The organism is Xanthobacter sp. ZOL 2024 (genome assembly GCF_052932325.1).
Genome location: NZ_CM128808.1, coordinates 727,300 through 741,595 on the forward strand (window position 1 = coordinate 727,300; position 14,296 = coordinate 741,595).

A 14,296-nucleotide genomic window follows, 5' to 3' on the forward strand; every position below is an offset into this window, starting at 1 on the left:
TCTGAACCCTCGCCGATCAGGCGCGGGCGGCATCTAGCTCGGCGACGATGGCTTCGCCCATGGCCTTGGTGCTGATCACCTCGGCGCCCTCGGTGCGGATGTCGGCGGTGCGCTTGCCGGCATCCAGCACACCGGCGATGGCCTGCTCGATACGGTCCGCCACATCGCCCTGGTTGAACGAGTAGCGCAGCGCCATGGCCAGCGAGCCGATCATGGCGATGGGGTTGGCGATGCCCTTGCCGGCGATATCGGGGGCCGAGCCGTGCACCGGCTCATACATGGCCGCGCGCTTGCCCGTGTTGGGGTCCACCGCGCCCAGCGAGGCCGAGGGCAGCATGCCCAGCGAGCCGGTGAGCATGGCGGCGATGTCGGACAGCACGTCGCCGAACAGATTGTCGGTGACGATCACGTCGAACTGCTTGGGCCAGCGCACCAGCTGCATGGCGAGCGAATCAGCGAGATTGTGCTCCAGCACCACGTCCTTGTAGTCGGCGTCGTGCACCTGGGTGACCACTTCCTTCCACAACACGCCGGAGCGCATCACATTGTGCTTCTCGGAGGAGGTCACCTTGTTGCGGCGGGTGCGGGCCAGTTCGAACGCGACGCGGGCGATGCGGTCGATCTCATAGGTGTCGTACACCTGGGTATCGATGGCGCGCTTCTGGCCGTTGCCGAGGTCGATGATGGTCTTGGGCTCGCCGAAATAGACGCCGCCGGTGAGCTCACGCACGATCAGGATGTCGAGGCCTTCCACCGCCTCCCGCTTCAGGGAGGAGGCATCGGCCAGCGCCGGATAGCAGATGGCGGGGCGCAGATTCGCGAACAGCTCCAGGTCCTTGCGCAGGCGCAGCAGGCCGGCCTCGGGGCGCGCCTCATAGGGCACGTCCGCCCACTTGGGGCCGCCCACGGCGGCGAGCAGCACCGCGTCCGCATCCTTGGCGCGCGCCATGGCGGCATCGGAGATGGCGACGCCATGCGCGTCATAGGCGCTACCGCCCACCAGATCCTCCTCGATGGCGAAAGAGGCGAGGCCTTCCTGTTCCAGCCAGGCGATGACGCGCTTCACCTCGGCCATCACTTCGGGGCCGATGCCGTCGCCGGCGAGGAGCAGGAGCTTGTGGGTGGCCATGGTGTATCCTCGGAAACTGCGGCCTCAGGCGGCCATCTTCAGGTGACTTCCGGCGCGAGTGCTAAGGCGTCGCCGACCGGAGCGCAAGATTTCCCGGTGCCGGCGCACCAGAGCTGTGGCCTCAGCGGCGGGTCGCCACCACCGCGCCGCCGACGATGCAGAGGCAGGCGAGCCCCAAGGCAAGGCTGGGGGCGGCGAAGCCGGTGAGCACCAGCAGCACCGTGGAAAGCACCGGCGCCGCATAGGAGGCCACCCCCAGCAGCCGCACGTCGCCCCGCTTCATGCCGATGTCCCAGGCATAGAAAGCGAGTCCCACCGGACCGATGCCCAGCGCCACCACCGCCCCCCATTGCATGAGGTCCGCCGGCCAGATGGTCTGTTCCCACACAAGATGGCAGAGGCCGGCGAGCAGCGCCGTCACCAGGCAGAAGCCGGCGACCGCAGCGGTGGGCACATCGGCGAAATGGCGCGAGGCTACCGAATAGATGGCCCAGATGAAGGCGCAGGAAACGGCGGCGAGATAGCCGGGCACATAGCGCGCCTCGATGCCGGAAAAGCCACCCTTGCCCAACAGCAGCACCACCGTTCCAGCAAAGCCCAGAAGCGCGCCGATCACATGGGTGCGTTTCAGCCCGCCGCCCGGCAGGGTCGCTGACAGCAGCACGATGAGCAGCGGCCACAGATAGTTGAGCAGCCCCGCCTCGGCCGGCGGCGCCAGCTTCAGGGCGGCGAAATAGAGGAAGTGATAGCCGAACAGGCCGCCCACCCCGTGCACATAGGCAAGCGGGCGCTGCCGCAGCACGCCGAGCCCCGGCCCCAGGAGCGCCGCGACCAACCCCACCAGCCCGCCGGTGCCGAAGGTGAGCGCCGTGAGCAGAAAGGCCGGCACCGCGCCGGTGGCTGCGGTGAAGAAGGCCAGCGTGGACCATAACAGGATGGCCACGAGGCCGATGCGCGTCGCCTGGCGGGGAGAAATCTCGCGGAGCGACAGGGCCGATGGGGAGGCCGAAGGCATGAACGGATCCGAACGAAAGGCCGGGCAGCACCCTGCCCGGCGAAGAGGCTTCAAGGGCCGAGCAGGTCGATGAGCGGGGGAATGAGCGGCGCGTCGGCGGGCGGCATGTCGAGCTCGCGCAGCTTGCCGGGGCGCACCCACTTCAGGGCCTGATGCTCCTTGCGGGTCACCGTGCCCTCCCAGCGCCGGCAGATCCACAGGGGCATGAGGAGATGGAAAGTCTCATAGGCGTGGCTGGCGAAGGTGAGCGGAGCGAGGCACGGCTCCTTCACCGTGATGCCCAGTTCTTCCGCCAGCTCACGAATGAGGCAGTCCTCCGGCCGCTCGCCGGGCTCCAGCTTGCCGCCGGGAAACTCCCACAGGCCGGCCAGCGCCTTGCCCTCCGGGCGCTGGGCCACCAGCACCCGGTTGTCGGCATCGATGAGCGCGCAGGCGGCCACCAAGGTGATCTTCACGAGCGATAGTCCCCGTTGATGGCGACATATTCCTTGGTGAGATCGCAGGTGAGCACCCGGTCGGCGCCGCGGCCGAGGCCGAGGTCCACCGTGAGGTCGATGACCGGGTTCTTCATGTAAGCGGAGACCACCGCCTCGTCATAGTCGGGGTCGCGCTCGCCGTCGCGGGCCACGCACACATCGCCGAAGGAGATGGTGAGCTTGTCGCGGTCGGCCGGCTCGCCGGCCTTGCCCACGGCCATCACCACCCGGCCCCAATTGGCGTCCTCGCCGGCGGCGGCGGTCTTCACCAGCGGCGAGTTGGCGATGGACATGGCGATGCGCCGTGCCGACTTGTTGGAGACGGCGCCGGTGACATGGATGCGGATGAGCTTGCGCGCGCCCTCGCCGTCGCGGGCCACCTGCTCGGAAAGATCTGCCAGAAGGTCCACCAGCGCCCGCTTGAAGGTCTTCAGGCGCGGATCATCCGCATCCTTGATGAGCGGGGCGCCCCGGGTCTTGGCAACGCCGGTGGCGAACATCAGCAGGGTGTCGGAGGTGGAGGTGTCGCCATCCACCGTCACCGCGTTGAAGGTGTTCTTCACGCCTTTGGAGAGCAGCTTCTGCAGCACGTCGGCGGCGATGGGGGCATCTGTGAAGACGAAAGAGAGCATGGTCGCCATGTCCGGGGCGATCATGCCGGCGCCCTTGGCGATGCCGTTGATCCGCACCGGCACGTCGCCCAGCAGCACCTCGGCGGTGGCGAGCTTGGGGAAGGTGTCGGTGGTCATGATGGCGCGGGCGGCATCCAGCCACGGCCAGTCCACCAGACGGCCGGCGGCTTCCGCCAGCACGCCCTCGAACTTGGTGGCGTCGAGCGGCTCGCCGATGACGCCGGTGGAGGCCAGCGCCACCTCCGACGGCTTGCAGCGCAGCACGGCGGCGGCGATCTCGGCGGTGAGCTGGGTGGATTCGCGGCCCTTCTTGCCGGTGAAAGCGTTGGCATTGCCGGAATTCACCACCAGCGCCCGCGCCTTGCCCTTCTTCACCAGCTCCCGGCACCATTCCACCGGCGCCGAGGGGCACAGCGACTTGGTGGTCACCCCCGCCACCGTGGTGCCCGGCACGAATGACATGACCAGGACATCGGTGCGGCCCTGGTAGCGGATGCCGGCCGCGGCGGTGGTGAAACCCACGCCGGGAATGGGAAGCAGCTCGGGCACGAACTGGGGCGCCAGGGGTGAAACGGTCGCAGACATGGGAAATCCCCGCACGAGCCCGGCCCGAACCTTCCGCCCGGACGGGCTCATTGAAGAAGCGAGCACCGCTTGAGCGGCACGCGTCCAGGGCGGCACAGCCGCCCGGGTGCCTTTCCTGTGCCGCAGCCGCGCCGCGCGCGCAAGGGGTTGAGCGCTGCGGGCGACACCCGCGCCGCCACCGAGGAGGCCTTGATCCCCGCTCTTTTCTCCCGTGCCGTCCCGGCCTTACAGTGGTCGCGTTTCAGCCGCGGTCCACCGCCTCATTTTTCTTTTCTGTCTTGAGGAGCCGTCATGGCCCGTGCCCTTTGCGCCTTCCTTCATCGCCCCGATGTGCCTACCCGCGCCGCCCTGCAGCCGGCCATCGATGCCCTCAAGCTCAAGGTGACCCTGGACGACGGCTATGTGCCTCTGAAATCGTCCGGCTACCTGCCCTGCACCCTCGATGGCGAGGATGCCGGCTTCACCGTTCGCTTTCATGATGTGGATGCCGCTCTCGACGCCATGCCCAATCTCAAGGCAGCGCTCGACGGACGCGACGTGGCGATGGACCTCAAGTGGAGCGGCGACGTGCGCGAGAAGGTGAGCGCGCTGGCGGTCTGTTCCGCCCTTGCCGGCAGCTTCGGCGCCATCGTCCACGAGGCGGAGGGCGACAAGGTGCTCACCGCCGCCCAACTCACCGCCCGCGCCCGTGAGGGGCTGGAAGAGCTGTAGACAGCAAAAGGGGCGCCGCAGCGCCCCTTTCTTCAACACTGGCGATGTGCCCGTGTCACTTCCCGGCGGCGGCCGGAGCCGGCGTGGCGGCAGCACCCGGGGTGGCGGGCGCCGCGGCCTTCTCGATCTTGGCGTCGGCGCGCAGCTTGGTGACGAGATCGGCCTGGGCCTTGCGCACCAGATACTGGTCCAGCTGGCCTTCCACCTGCGCGTAGGTGGGCACCGGCTTCGTGCGCTTGTCCTCGACCTTGATGATGTGCCAGCCGAACTGGCTCTTCACCGGGTCGGAGATCTGCCCCTTGTCCAGCTTGAAGGCGACCTCGGCGAACTCCGGCACCATCTGGTCCTTGGTGAAATAGCCGAGATCACCGCCGTCGTCGGCGCCGTCCTTGGAATATTCCTTGGCGAGCTTGGCAAAATCCTCGCCGGCCTTGGCCTTCTTGGCGATTTCCTTGGCCTTGGCCTCGTCATCCACCAGAATGTGGCGGGCGTGGACCTCTTCCTCCGGCGGCTGAGACTTGACGAACTCGTCATAGGTCTTGCGCTTGAGCTCGTCGGTCACCGCACCCTTGGCCGCCTGGGTCATCAGCGCTTCCATCAGCGCCTTGGTCTTCAGGTAGTTCAGGGTCGTCTGGAAGGCCGGGGTCTGGTCCAGCTTCTGCGCTTCCGCCGCCTGCGCCAGCAGGGTCATGTCGGTGAGGAAGGACAGCACATAATCGCGCCGCGCCGGCCCCTGAAGCTGGGGCGGCAGGCCGGGACCGATGTCCTCGGCGGCGATGGCCAGCTGGCTGGCATAGATCGGCGTGCCGTTCACCGTCGCCACCACCAGGTCGGTGTCGGCGGGCTTGGAGGCATCAGTCTTGGCAGAATCAGGCTTGGCAGCGGCGGGCTTGGCCGCAGCGGACTGAGCAAGGGCCGGACCGGAAACGGAGAACAGGGCGACAGACGAGACGAGGGCAGCCGCCAGCGCGGCAGTGGAAACGGAGCGCTTCATGGGTCCGGGTTCCTTTGGGTCCGGGTTCCTCGGGGATGGGTGCACCCCGAACGGCGTGCACCCTTGCCCGCCTTCTCCTTATCTGACAAGAGGGCATTGTTGAGGCGCCGCACCGGAATGGACAAAACACCGGGGCGGGGCTTCCGCTTCGCCGCGAGAGCCTGTATAAGGCGCGCCTTCAATCGAGAAACAGGTTTCGCTACAGCCTCGCGCGAACCGACGCAGAGGGCGAGACCGATCTTCGGATGTCTCGTCTTCAGGAGTTTGGACAATGGCCGTCCCTAAGAGAAAGACCTCGCCGTCCCGTCGCGGCATGCGCCGCTCGGCCGATGCGCTGAAGCAGCCCACTTATGTGGAAGACAAGGATTCCGGTGAGCTGCGTCGTCCGCATCACCTGGACCTCAAGACCGGCATGTACAAGGGCCGCCAGATTCTGGCTCCCAAGGCCGAAGCCTGAGCCTAAGATCGTACCGTCCCGGGTGAGACCCTCCCGGGCCGGGACAGGCCGGGGGCGTGATCATCACGCGCTGAACGCCGGCCCTGCCGTGCGTCCGCGCCGAACGCCCCTCGCCTCTTCCCTCCTTGCGGCCTGCCTCCTTGTCGCCCGCGTGGAGAGCCCAGGATCCGGTGCTGTCCGGATCGTCCTGGGGGCCCACGCGCACGGCCTCATCCGCCGGTGTCGGCAGATCGCGACTTGCCGCCGCCCGCGCTCGCTGCGCGGCGCCGCGGATGCACCGGATCGGCGGCCAAAAAGAAACAGCGGCCAAAAGCACCCGCAGGGCATCGACCTGGAATGGTGCGGCTGCCCCATGCGCGCCCGCCCACGCGACACGCTCCCCATCAATCATCCGACGGCGAAGGCCGCCGTGTCAGCGACGGCACGGGGCGCACAAAACACGCCCGCCAGCAGGCACGGCAACGGAACGGTGACACTCCGCACGGCAAGGTGGCACCTTGCCAATCCCCCTCCGCGATGCGGCATCCGTGTCCCAGCGTCGCCGCGGCCGCGGATCGGCCCGAAGGAGCACCTATGCTGACACCGGTTCCGTTGCTGATCATTCCGTTGGCACTGTTCAATATCGTCGCATTCCTGACGCCCAGCCTCAGCTGGGATTCGCCGCTCACTATCGTCTCCATGCTGTCCGGCGCCCAGTGGAAGATCACCCTCGCCGAGGCCTTCATCGCCTTCTCGCTGCTGATCCTGTTCTTCGAGATCGTCAAATCGACCCGCATCAGCTCCCGCTCGCTGATCGATCACATGCTGTCCATTCTGCTGTTCGTGGTCAGCCTTGCCGAATTCCTGCTGGTGCCGCAGGCCGGCAACTCCGTGTTCGCGCTGCTGTTGTGCGTGATGCTGCTGGATGTGGTGGCCGGTTTCTCCGTCTCGGTCCGCGTCGCCCAGCGCGATTTCTCGGTGCGCCCCGACCAGTCGTGAGGGGGGCCAGGCCCAGCGCAGCGGTAGGCGGTGCGGACACGGGACCGACCTGAACGGCAAAAGGGCCGGCACTATCATGCCGGCCCTCGCCATCCATCCTCACGTGCAGCCGGGCGCCGGCCTCAGCCGTTGTCGTCGGGCTTCGGCACATCGGGCGCAGGCGGCGCGACGTCGGGTTCCGGCGTCGGCGCCGGGCGCACCACCAATTGCTCGAGCTTGGCCTGCATATCCGCCATCTGGCGCTTCAGCGCATCGAGCTCGTCCGCCTCCTTGGCCGGCGTGGACGCAGCCGGCGCGGCGCCAGCCTCCTCCTGCTCCTCGTCCTTGGGGAACGGCAGGAACATGTGGAAAGCCCGCTCGAACATCTCCATGTTGCGCCGCACGTGATCGTCGAGCCCGGCGAAGCCGCCGCCCGTCAGTGTCTTGGCCACGTGGTCGCGATACTTCTCCTGGTCCTTGGTGAAGCTGTCGATGGACGCTTCCAGGTACCGGGGAACCAGCATCTGCATGCTGTCGCCGTAAAAACGGATGATCTGGCGCAGGAAGGTGATGGGAAGCAGATTCGTTCCCTTATTTTCCTGTTCGAAGATGATTTGCGTCAGAACCGAATGGGTGATGTCATCGCCGTTCTTGGCGTCATACACCACAAAATCCTCGCCATCCTTCACCATGTTGGCGAGGTCTTCCAGCGTCACATAGGTACTCGTGCCCGTGTTGTACAGGCGACGGTTGGCGTATTTCTTGATGGTGACTGGTTCTTCTGATTTTGCCATCGTCCGGTCATCCGATGTCCTTGGGGTTACACCACGTTAAGTGGTTTCGCGCCCCATAGCTACCAAATTATGTGCAGCGCGCGCATTCCTGGTGCACTGCCCGCGTCGCACGCAGGCCGGATCCCAAAGCGGCATCCCCAGCGACAAACCGGCGGCCCGCTCAACCCTGGGCACAGTGCGCCCCATATTGCACTTGCCATGATGTGGATCATTGACACATGGTCGTGCTCGACAGCGATATAATGCTCTGATCCAAAAGCGGCGCAAAGCCGCTCCCGCCTGTTCTAAGTCCCAGGAGATTCAATATGAAGGACGAGGTCGTCATCGTCGCCGCCGCGCGCACCCCGGTCGGGTCGTTCAACGGCGCGCTGGCTCCCCTGCCGGCGCACGAGCTCGGCGCCGTCGCCATCAAGGCGGCCCTCGAGCGGGCCGGTGTCTCCACCGACGCCGTGAGCGAGGTCATTCTCGGCCAGGTGCTCACCGCCGCCCAGGGGCAGAATCCCGCCCGCCAGGCCTCCCTCAAGGCCGGCGTGCCGATCACCAGCCCGGCTTATGAAGTCCAGATGGTGTGCGGCTCCGGCCTGCGCTCCGTCGCCCTCGGCGCCCAGGCCATCGCCAATGGCGACAGCGAAGTGGTGGTGGCCGGCGGCCAGGAATCCATGAGCCAGTCCGTGCATGGCGCCCACCTGCGCAACGGCCAGCGCATGGGCAACATGGAATTCGTCGACACCATGATCAAGGACGGCCTGTGGGATGCCTTCAACGGCTACCACATGGGCATGACCGCCGAGAACGTGGCCAAGCAGTTCCAGATCACCCGCCAGGAGCAGGACGAATTCGCCGTCGCCTCCCAGAACAAGGCCGAGGCGGCCCAGAAGTCCGGCAAGTTCAAGGATGAAATCGTCCCCGTCACCATTTCCACCCGCAAGGGCGACGTGGTGGTGGACCAGGATGAGTACATCCGCCATGGCGCCACCATCGACGCCATGACCAAGCTGAAGCCCGCCTTCGCCAAGGATGGCTCGGTGACCGCCGGCAACGCGTCCGGCATCAACGACGGCGCCGCCGCCGTGGTGCTCATGAGCGGCGCCAAGGCCAAGGCCGAGGGCAAGACCCCGCTGGCGCGCATCGTCTCCTGGGCCCAGGCCGGCGTCGATCCGTCCATCATGGGCACCGGCCCCATCCCGGCCTCCAAGCTGGCGCTGGAAAAGGCCGGCTGGACCACCGCCGACCTCGACCTCATCGAGGCCAACGAGGCGTTCGCCGCCCAGGCCATCGCCGTCAACAAGGGCGTGGGCTGGGACACCTCCAAGGTGAACGTGAACGGCGGCGCCATCGCCATCGGCCACCCCATCGGCGCCTCGGGCACCCGTATTCTCGTCACCCTCCTGCATGAAATGCAGAAGCGCGATGCGAAAAAGGGCCTTGCCACCCTGTGCATCGGCGGCGGCATGGGCATTGCCATGTGTGTCGAGCGCGACTGAGACTGTCACTCAACCATCATACTTTGGGCCGCGATCGAAGGTCGCGGCCCAAGACCCTCGCAACCTGCTGCAGGTTTGCTTAGACACAATCCCTGTGTGGCCCGATCCGCTTGGGATTGTTGTATTTCGTCTTTAGGTCGGGCCAACAGATGATGGAGGGAACTATGGCGCGTGTCGCATTGGTCACGGGCGGGACTCGCGGAATCGGCGAGGCCATCTCGATCGCGCTCAAGGAGGCGGGCTACACCGTCGCGGCGAACTACGCCGGCAATGACGAGGCTGCGAAAGCCTTTACCGAGAAGACCGGCATCCCCAATTTCAAGTGGGACGTCTCCAATTTCGACGCCTGCAAAGAGGGCATCGCCAAGGTCGAGGCGCAGCTGGGTCCGGTCGAGGTGCTGGTGAACAACGCCGGCATCACCCGTGACGCCCCCCTGCACAAGATGTCGCTGGAGCAGTGGAACGCGGTGGTCAGCACCAACCTTTCCAGCTCCTTCAATATGTGCCGCAATGTGATCGAGGGCATGCGCGCGCGCGGTTTCGGCCGCATCGTCTGCATCTCCTCCATCAACGGCCAGAAGGGGCAGTTCGGCCAGACCAACTATTCCGCCGCCAAGGCCGGCGAGATCGGCTTCGTGAAGGCGCTGGCCCAGGAATCGGCGAAGCACGGCATCACGGTGAACGCCATCGCCCCCGGCTACATCGGCACCGACATGGTGCGCGCGGTGCCGGCCGAGGTGCTCGCCAAGATCATCGCCACCATTCCGGTGGGCCGGCTCGGCGAGCCGGAGGATATCGCCCGCGGCGTGGTCTTCCTCGCCTCCGATGGCGCATCCTTCGTCACCGGCTCGACGCTGACCATCAACGGCGCGCAGTACATCTGCTGAACCGGGCTTCCCGCTCCATCATTCCGGCCGGCTCGTGCGCGAGCCGGCCTTTTCTTTGCGCCGCCCCGGCCTCAGGCCGGGGTCCTCACCAGGGCCTGCAGCACCGCCCGCACCGGATCGGGAATCGGCACCGGGCGCTGGCTGGCGCGGTCCACATAGACATGGACGAAGTGGCCCTGGGCCACCGCCTCGTCATCCCCCTGGAACAAAGCGATGTCATAGCGCACCGAGGAGGAGCCGAGCTTGGCCACCCGGAGCGCCGCCGTGACCGGCGCCGGAAAGGTGAGGCTGCGGAAATAGGTGCAGCGGGTCTCCACCACCAGCCCGATGATCGGGCTCGTCTGCGGGTCGAGCACCCCGCGGGCGATGAGATATTCGTTCACCACCGTGTCGAAATACGAATAATACACCACATTATTCACATGGCCGTAGACATCCACATCCGCCCACCGCGTGCTGATGGCGAGGCTGTGGGGAAAGTCTTTCAGAACGAAGGGGGCCTCCCGCCCCGGGGCTGACGTTCCCCGCGCTCCATGTGCCTCGGCCATCGGCATGCCTCCCTGTTGTCGTCGGCGCCGCGCCAGGCGACGCTCAATCCAGAGCCGCCTTGTAGAGCGCGGCGGCATCCTGCGCCACGAGGGGGCGCGGATTATTGGCCAGCAGCCGGCCCTGCCCCATGGCTGCCGCGGCCAGAGGGGCCACGTCCACCGCCTCCACCCCCACGGCGCGCAGGTCCGTCGGCAGCCCCAGCTCATGGAAGAAGCGCACCAGGTTGGCCGCGAAAATATCGGCACGCGCCTGGGCGTCGCCCACCATCGGCCGTTCGGGAAACAGGCGGGCGGCCAGCAGGCCGTAATCATGCGCCGCCACCGGTCCGTTGAAGCGCACCACCTGCGGCAGCATCAGCGCCGCGGCAAGACCCGCCGGCAGGCCATGCCGCACGCAGAGCGGATAGGCCAGCGCATGGGCCGCGCCGGCGGGCGCGTTGGCAAACGCCTGTCCGGCCATGAGCGAAGCGGAGAGCATGGCTTCGCGCGCCCGCCGGTCGGCGCCGTCCATCACCACCAGGGGCAGCGCCCAGCGCAGCAGCGCCAGCGCCCCTTCCGCCAGCGCCCGCGACACCGGATTGGCATTGGCATGGGCGGAGGTGAAGGCCTCCATGGCCACCGCCAGGCAGCCGGCCCCGGCCGCCGCTGTGGCCTCCGGCGGCGCGGTGAAGGTGAGGTCCACGTCGAGCAGCGCCGCATCGGCCAGCAGGCAGGAAGACACCACCGCCCGCTTCTCGCCATCGCTGGTGACCAGGGCGATGGGCGTCACCTCGGCGCCGCTGCCGGCCAGGGTCGGCACCAGCATGAGCGGCAGGCGCGGGCCCTCGGCAAGCCCGACGCCGTAGATCTCCGACAGCGCATCATGGCCGGTGGCCAGCAGCGCCGCCAGCTTCGCCACATCGAGACAGGAGCCGCCGCCGAGCCCGAGCACCCCCTCGGCGCGCATGTCCACCGCCTGCGCGGCGGCGGCCACGGCCAGTTGCGCATCGGGATTGGGGGTGACCGCCTGGAACACCTGGTGAGCGATGGACTCGGCCCGCAGGGCTTCGAGCACCGCCGCCAGGGCGCCGGCGCGGGCGACCCCGCCATCGGTCACCACCAGCACCCGGCCGACCCCGGCGGCGCGCCAGCGCCCTGCCACCTGCCCCGCCGCGCCGGCGGCGACCACGATGCGTGGCGGTGTGTTGAAGACGAATCCGGCCATGGGACACCCCCGGCTTTTGGCTTGCCCAGGGGGTCATGCTGCGCGCCTGCCGCGCGGCGTCAAGGGTTTGCTGGGCGCGTCAGTCGCGCGGCTCCGCCGGGCCGCTGGATGCATCCGGCAAGGGCACCTCCCGCGCGCCCAGGGCATCCGCCAGGCGCATGCGGGCGGAACCGGGGGCGAGCGGCTTCTGCTGGCTCTCATGGGGCACCCAGCCGGACAGCCAGACCATGTCGAAAGTCACCCGCAACCGCCCGTCGGCATCGGCGAAGCGCTCGCCATAGACTTCAGCCGCGCGCAGCAGCGTGGCGCGGCGCAGCGGCACCCGCCGCCGCTCCACCAGCGCATTGGTGGCACCCATGCGGCGCAGCTCGGAGAACAGGGTGAAGGGGGAGCCATAGCGCACCACCACCCGGTCCACATCCGCCACCGGCAGGGCGAAGCCCGCCCGCTGCAGCAGGCCGCCAAGGTCGCGCACATCGGCGAACGGCGCCACCCGGGGCGAGAGGCCGCCGGTCACTTCACTCTCGGCGATGGCGAAGGACTGGCGCAGCTCGGTGAGGCTGGCGCCACCGATGAAGCCGGCCAGGAACAGGCCATCGGGCCGGAGCACCCGCCGCACCTGGGCCAGCACCCCCGGCAGGTCATTGACGCTCTGCAGCGCCAGCGCCGACACCACCAGATCGAAGCTTGCCGGAGCGAACGGCAGGGCCTCCTCGTCGGCCACCACCGCGGCGCCATCGGACGAGGCGGGCGCCAGCGGCGCTGCCCGCAGCACCTGCCCCACCGCCGGCACGCCAGCCAGGGCGCGGGCCAGCCCATCGGTGGGGGTGCCGAGATCCAGGGCACGATCGAACCGCCGCTGCACCGCCCCCAGCCGGTCGACGAGGTCCTCCACGACCCGATCCAACAGGAAGGTTTCCGGTCCGAGGCCGGCGGCGCGGGCCAGCCGCCGGCGGACCAGGCGGCGATCAAAGACGAGGGGCAGAGAGGCGCTCATGCCGCCGCATATAGGCCCTTCCGGCCGGCGATGCATCGGTTGGATCGCGTCACACTTATTGACAGTACACTGTCGTTATGGCTGTATACTGTCATTATGAACGTTGTGCACGACCCCTTCACCCACCCCGCCAGCCGCCTGGCTCTGGAGGTCTTCCGCCTCAATGGCGCGCTGATTTCCGCCGGTGATACCCTGGTGGCGCCGCTTGGGCTCACGAGCGCCCGCTGGCAGGTTCTGGGCGCCATCACCGAGGCGGGCGGCGCCCTGCCCACCGCGGGCATTGCCCGCAACATGGGGCTCACCCGCCAATCGGTGCAGCGGGTGGTGGATGATCTGGCCGCGCGCGGGCTGGTATGCTTCGCCACCAACCCCCACCATAAGCGCGCCAAGCTGGTGCAGCTCACCGCCGCCGGGACGCAGGCCTTCGCCGCCGCCAGCGCCCGCTGGGCCCCCTTGGCCGACCTGCTGCTCGCCCGGATCGGGCCCGCCGCGGCAGAGGCCGCCGCCACCACCCTTCACCAGTTGCGCACGACGCTGAGCGAGGCCGGCGCCGGTTCGGGAGACCCCACATGATCCGCCGTCTGCATCCCCTTGCCGCGGGCCTCGCCCTGCTGATCATCCTCAGCTTCTGGAGCGCCACCGTCGTGAGCGAGGCCTTCGGCACGCCCGCCGCGGTGCGAACGGTAAAAACCGCCATTCTCTGGGGGATGCTGGCGCTGATCCCGGCGCTGGCGAGCGTCGGCGCCACCGGCTTCCGGCTCGGCGGGCGCTCCACCCAGCCGCTGGTGGTCGCCAAGCGCCGACGCATGCCGGTGATCGCCCTCAACGGCCTGTGCCTCCTGCTGCCGAGTGCGATCTTCCTTCAGTCGCGCGCCGCCACCGGGCTGTTCGATTCATCGTTCATGGTGGTGCAGGGGGTGGAACTGGTGGCCGGGGCCCTCAACATCACGCTGCTCGCCCTGTCCCTGCGGGATGGCCTGCGGCTCGCCGCCGCCCGGCGGGCCCTTCAGACCGCCTGAGCGCCAGACCGGGCCGCACTCAGCGGCGGGGCGCGGGCTCCGCGCAGGTGGTGAAGCGCACCGGGTCCGCATCCGGCGGCACCAGTTCCCCCATGGGCTGGCAGCGGCCGGCGCTGCACACCCGCCAGTCGGCGGTGGCGCCGGAGCGCCGCAGCAGCACCTCTTTCTGCGGCGCCAGCCGCGGATGGGCCACATAGAAGTCGCCCTGCAGCACCGCGTCGTCGGGCGGTTCCATGCCGGCGCCGGAGCCCTGGACCCGCACCTCGGTCAGCTGGAGGCCGGCGGGGGTCGCCCGCCAGTCTTCCTGCCATTCGCTTTTCTGCACCGAATGGGTCCAGGCCAGGGTCACGACCGCCGCCAGCCGCACCACGGTGGTACCGGCGACCAGGCAGGCGAGCACCGCCACC

General features: G+C 68.2%; 17 protein-coding genes. 7 read left to right on the forward strand and 10 right to left on the reverse strand.

The window, feature by feature from the left end:
* Window positions 1-16 precede the first annotated feature (16 nt).
* The 4 genes from leuB to argJ all read right to left on the reverse strand — a co-directional run bounded on the left by leuB (window position 17) and on the right by argJ (window position 3,837).
* Window positions 17-1,129: a 3-isopropylmalate dehydrogenase gene (gene leuB / locus ACU4E7_RS03595; protein ID WP_447020671.1), complete on the reverse strand. Its 1,113-nt coding sequence runs from the start codon at window positions 1,127-1,129 to the stop codon at window positions 17-19.
* A gap of 121 nt (window positions 1,130-1,250) precedes the next feature.
* Window positions 1,251-2,144, reverse strand: a complete 894-nt coding sequence (gene yddG / locus ACU4E7_RS03600) for an aromatic amino acid exporter YddG (protein ID WP_447020672.1) — start codon at window positions 2,142-2,144, stop codon at window positions 1,251-1,253.
* Window positions 2,145-2,194: 50 nt separating this feature from the next.
* Complete coding sequence (locus tag ACU4E7_RS03605; protein WP_238120415.1) at window positions 2,195-2,599, reverse strand: (deoxy)nucleoside triphosphate pyrophosphohydrolase; 405 nt, start codon at window positions 2,597-2,599, stop codon at window positions 2,195-2,197.
* Window positions 2,596-3,837 (reverse strand): bifunctional glutamate N-acetyltransferase/amino-acid acetyltransferase ArgJ, encoded by a 1,242-nt coding sequence (gene argJ, locus ACU4E7_RS03610; protein ID WP_238120414.1) that lies wholly within the window; start codon window positions 3,835-3,837, stop codon window positions 2,596-2,598. The genes ACU4E7_RS03605 and argJ overlap by 4 nt, the downstream gene beginning before the upstream one ends.
* Window positions 3,838-4,128: 291 nt before the next feature.
* Between argJ and ACU4E7_RS03615 the strand changes: the two genes are divergently transcribed.
* Window positions 4,129-4,548, forward strand: a complete 420-nt coding sequence (locus ACU4E7_RS03615) for a hypothetical protein (RefSeq protein ID WP_447020673.1) — start codon at window positions 4,129-4,131, stop codon at window positions 4,546-4,548.
* Between the two features lie 55 nt (window positions 4,549-4,603).
* Here the strand turns inward: ACU4E7_RS03615 and ACU4E7_RS03620 are convergent, their stop codons facing one another.
* Window positions 4,604-5,542, reverse strand: a complete 939-nt coding sequence (locus ACU4E7_RS03620; protein ID WP_447020674.1) for a peptidylprolyl isomerase — start codon at window positions 5,540-5,542, stop codon at window positions 4,604-4,606.
* A 271-nt stretch (window positions 5,543-5,813) separates the two neighbouring features.
* Between ACU4E7_RS03620 and rpmF the strand changes: the two genes are divergently transcribed.
* A complete protein-coding gene (rpmF, locus tag ACU4E7_RS03625; protein ID WP_238120411.1) occupies window positions 5,814-5,999 on the forward strand; it encodes a 50S ribosomal protein L32 in 186 nt (61 codons plus the stop codon).
* A 573-nt stretch (window positions 6,000-6,572) separates the two neighbouring features.
* Window positions 6,573-6,977 carry a hypothetical protein gene (locus ACU4E7_RS03630; RefSeq protein WP_238120410.1) on the forward strand — a complete coding sequence of 135 codons (405 nt, stop codon included), beginning with the start codon at window positions 6,573-6,575 and terminating at the stop codon, window positions 6,975-6,977.
* Window positions 6,978-7,099: 122 nt separating this feature from the next.
* Here the strand turns inward: ACU4E7_RS03630 and phaR are convergent, their stop codons facing one another.
* Window positions 7,100-7,750 carry a polyhydroxyalkanoate synthesis repressor PhaR gene (phaR, locus tag ACU4E7_RS03635; RefSeq protein ID WP_447020675.1) on the reverse strand — a complete coding sequence of 217 codons (651 nt, stop codon included), beginning with the start codon at window positions 7,748-7,750 and terminating at the stop codon, window positions 7,100-7,102.
* A gap of 305 nt (window positions 7,751-8,055) precedes the next feature.
* On the opposite strand from phaR, the gene ACU4E7_RS03640 reads away from it, so the two are divergent.
* Together ACU4E7_RS03640 and phbB are read left to right on the forward strand one after the other, a co-directional pair.
* Window positions 8,056-9,234: an acetyl-CoA C-acetyltransferase gene (locus ACU4E7_RS03640; protein ID WP_238120408.1), complete on the forward strand. Its 1,179-nt coding sequence runs from the start codon at window positions 8,056-8,058 to the stop codon at window positions 9,232-9,234.
* Between the two features lie 164 nt (window positions 9,235-9,398).
* Complete coding sequence (phbB, locus tag ACU4E7_RS03645) at window positions 9,399-10,121, forward strand: acetoacetyl-CoA reductase (protein WP_238120407.1); 723 nt, start codon at window positions 9,399-9,401, stop codon at window positions 10,119-10,121.
* A gap of 71 nt (window positions 10,122-10,192) precedes the next feature.
* Here phbB and ACU4E7_RS03650 read toward each other — a convergent pair whose 3' ends face one another.
* The 3 genes from ACU4E7_RS03650 to ACU4E7_RS03660 all read right to left on the reverse strand — a co-directional run bounded on the left by ACU4E7_RS03650 (window position 10,193) and on the right by ACU4E7_RS03660 (window position 12,870).
* Entirely contained in the window at window positions 10,193-10,669 is a 477-nt protein-coding gene (locus ACU4E7_RS03650) for an acyl-CoA thioesterase (RefSeq protein WP_447020676.1), read from the reverse strand.
* 43 nt (window positions 10,670-10,712) lie between these two features.
* Window positions 10,713-11,873, reverse strand: a complete 1,161-nt coding sequence (locus tag ACU4E7_RS03655) for an iron-containing alcohol dehydrogenase (protein ID WP_447020677.1) — start codon at window positions 11,871-11,873, stop codon at window positions 10,713-10,715.
* Between the two features lie 79 nt (window positions 11,874-11,952).
* On the reverse strand, window positions 11,953-12,870 hold the full coding sequence (locus ACU4E7_RS03660; RefSeq protein WP_447020678.1) for a class I SAM-dependent methyltransferase: 918 nt from the start codon (window positions 12,868-12,870) through the stop codon (window positions 11,953-11,955).
* Between the two features lie 96 nt (window positions 12,871-12,966).
* Here ACU4E7_RS03660 and ACU4E7_RS03665 point away from each other — a divergent pair, with 96 nt between their 5' ends.
* Window positions 12,967-13,443 (forward strand): MarR family winged helix-turn-helix transcriptional regulator, encoded by a 477-nt coding sequence (locus ACU4E7_RS03665; RefSeq protein WP_447020679.1) that lies wholly within the window; start codon window positions 12,967-12,969, stop codon window positions 13,441-13,443.
* Window positions 13,440-13,889, forward strand: coding sequence for a hypothetical protein (locus ACU4E7_RS03670; RefSeq protein WP_447020680.1), 450 nt, complete (start codon window positions 13,440-13,442; stop codon window positions 13,887-13,889). Before ACU4E7_RS03665 ends, ACU4E7_RS03670 begins: the two co-directional genes overlap by 4 nt.
* A 19-nt stretch (window positions 13,890-13,908) precedes the next feature.
* On the opposite strand, the gene ACU4E7_RS03675 is transcribed toward ACU4E7_RS03670, so the two are convergent.
* Window positions 13,909-14,295 carry a DUF1850 domain-containing protein gene (locus ACU4E7_RS03675; protein WP_238120401.1) on the reverse strand — a complete coding sequence of 129 codons (387 nt, stop codon included), beginning with the start codon at window positions 14,293-14,295 and terminating at the stop codon, window positions 13,909-13,911.
* Window position 14,296 lies beyond the last annotated feature (1 nt).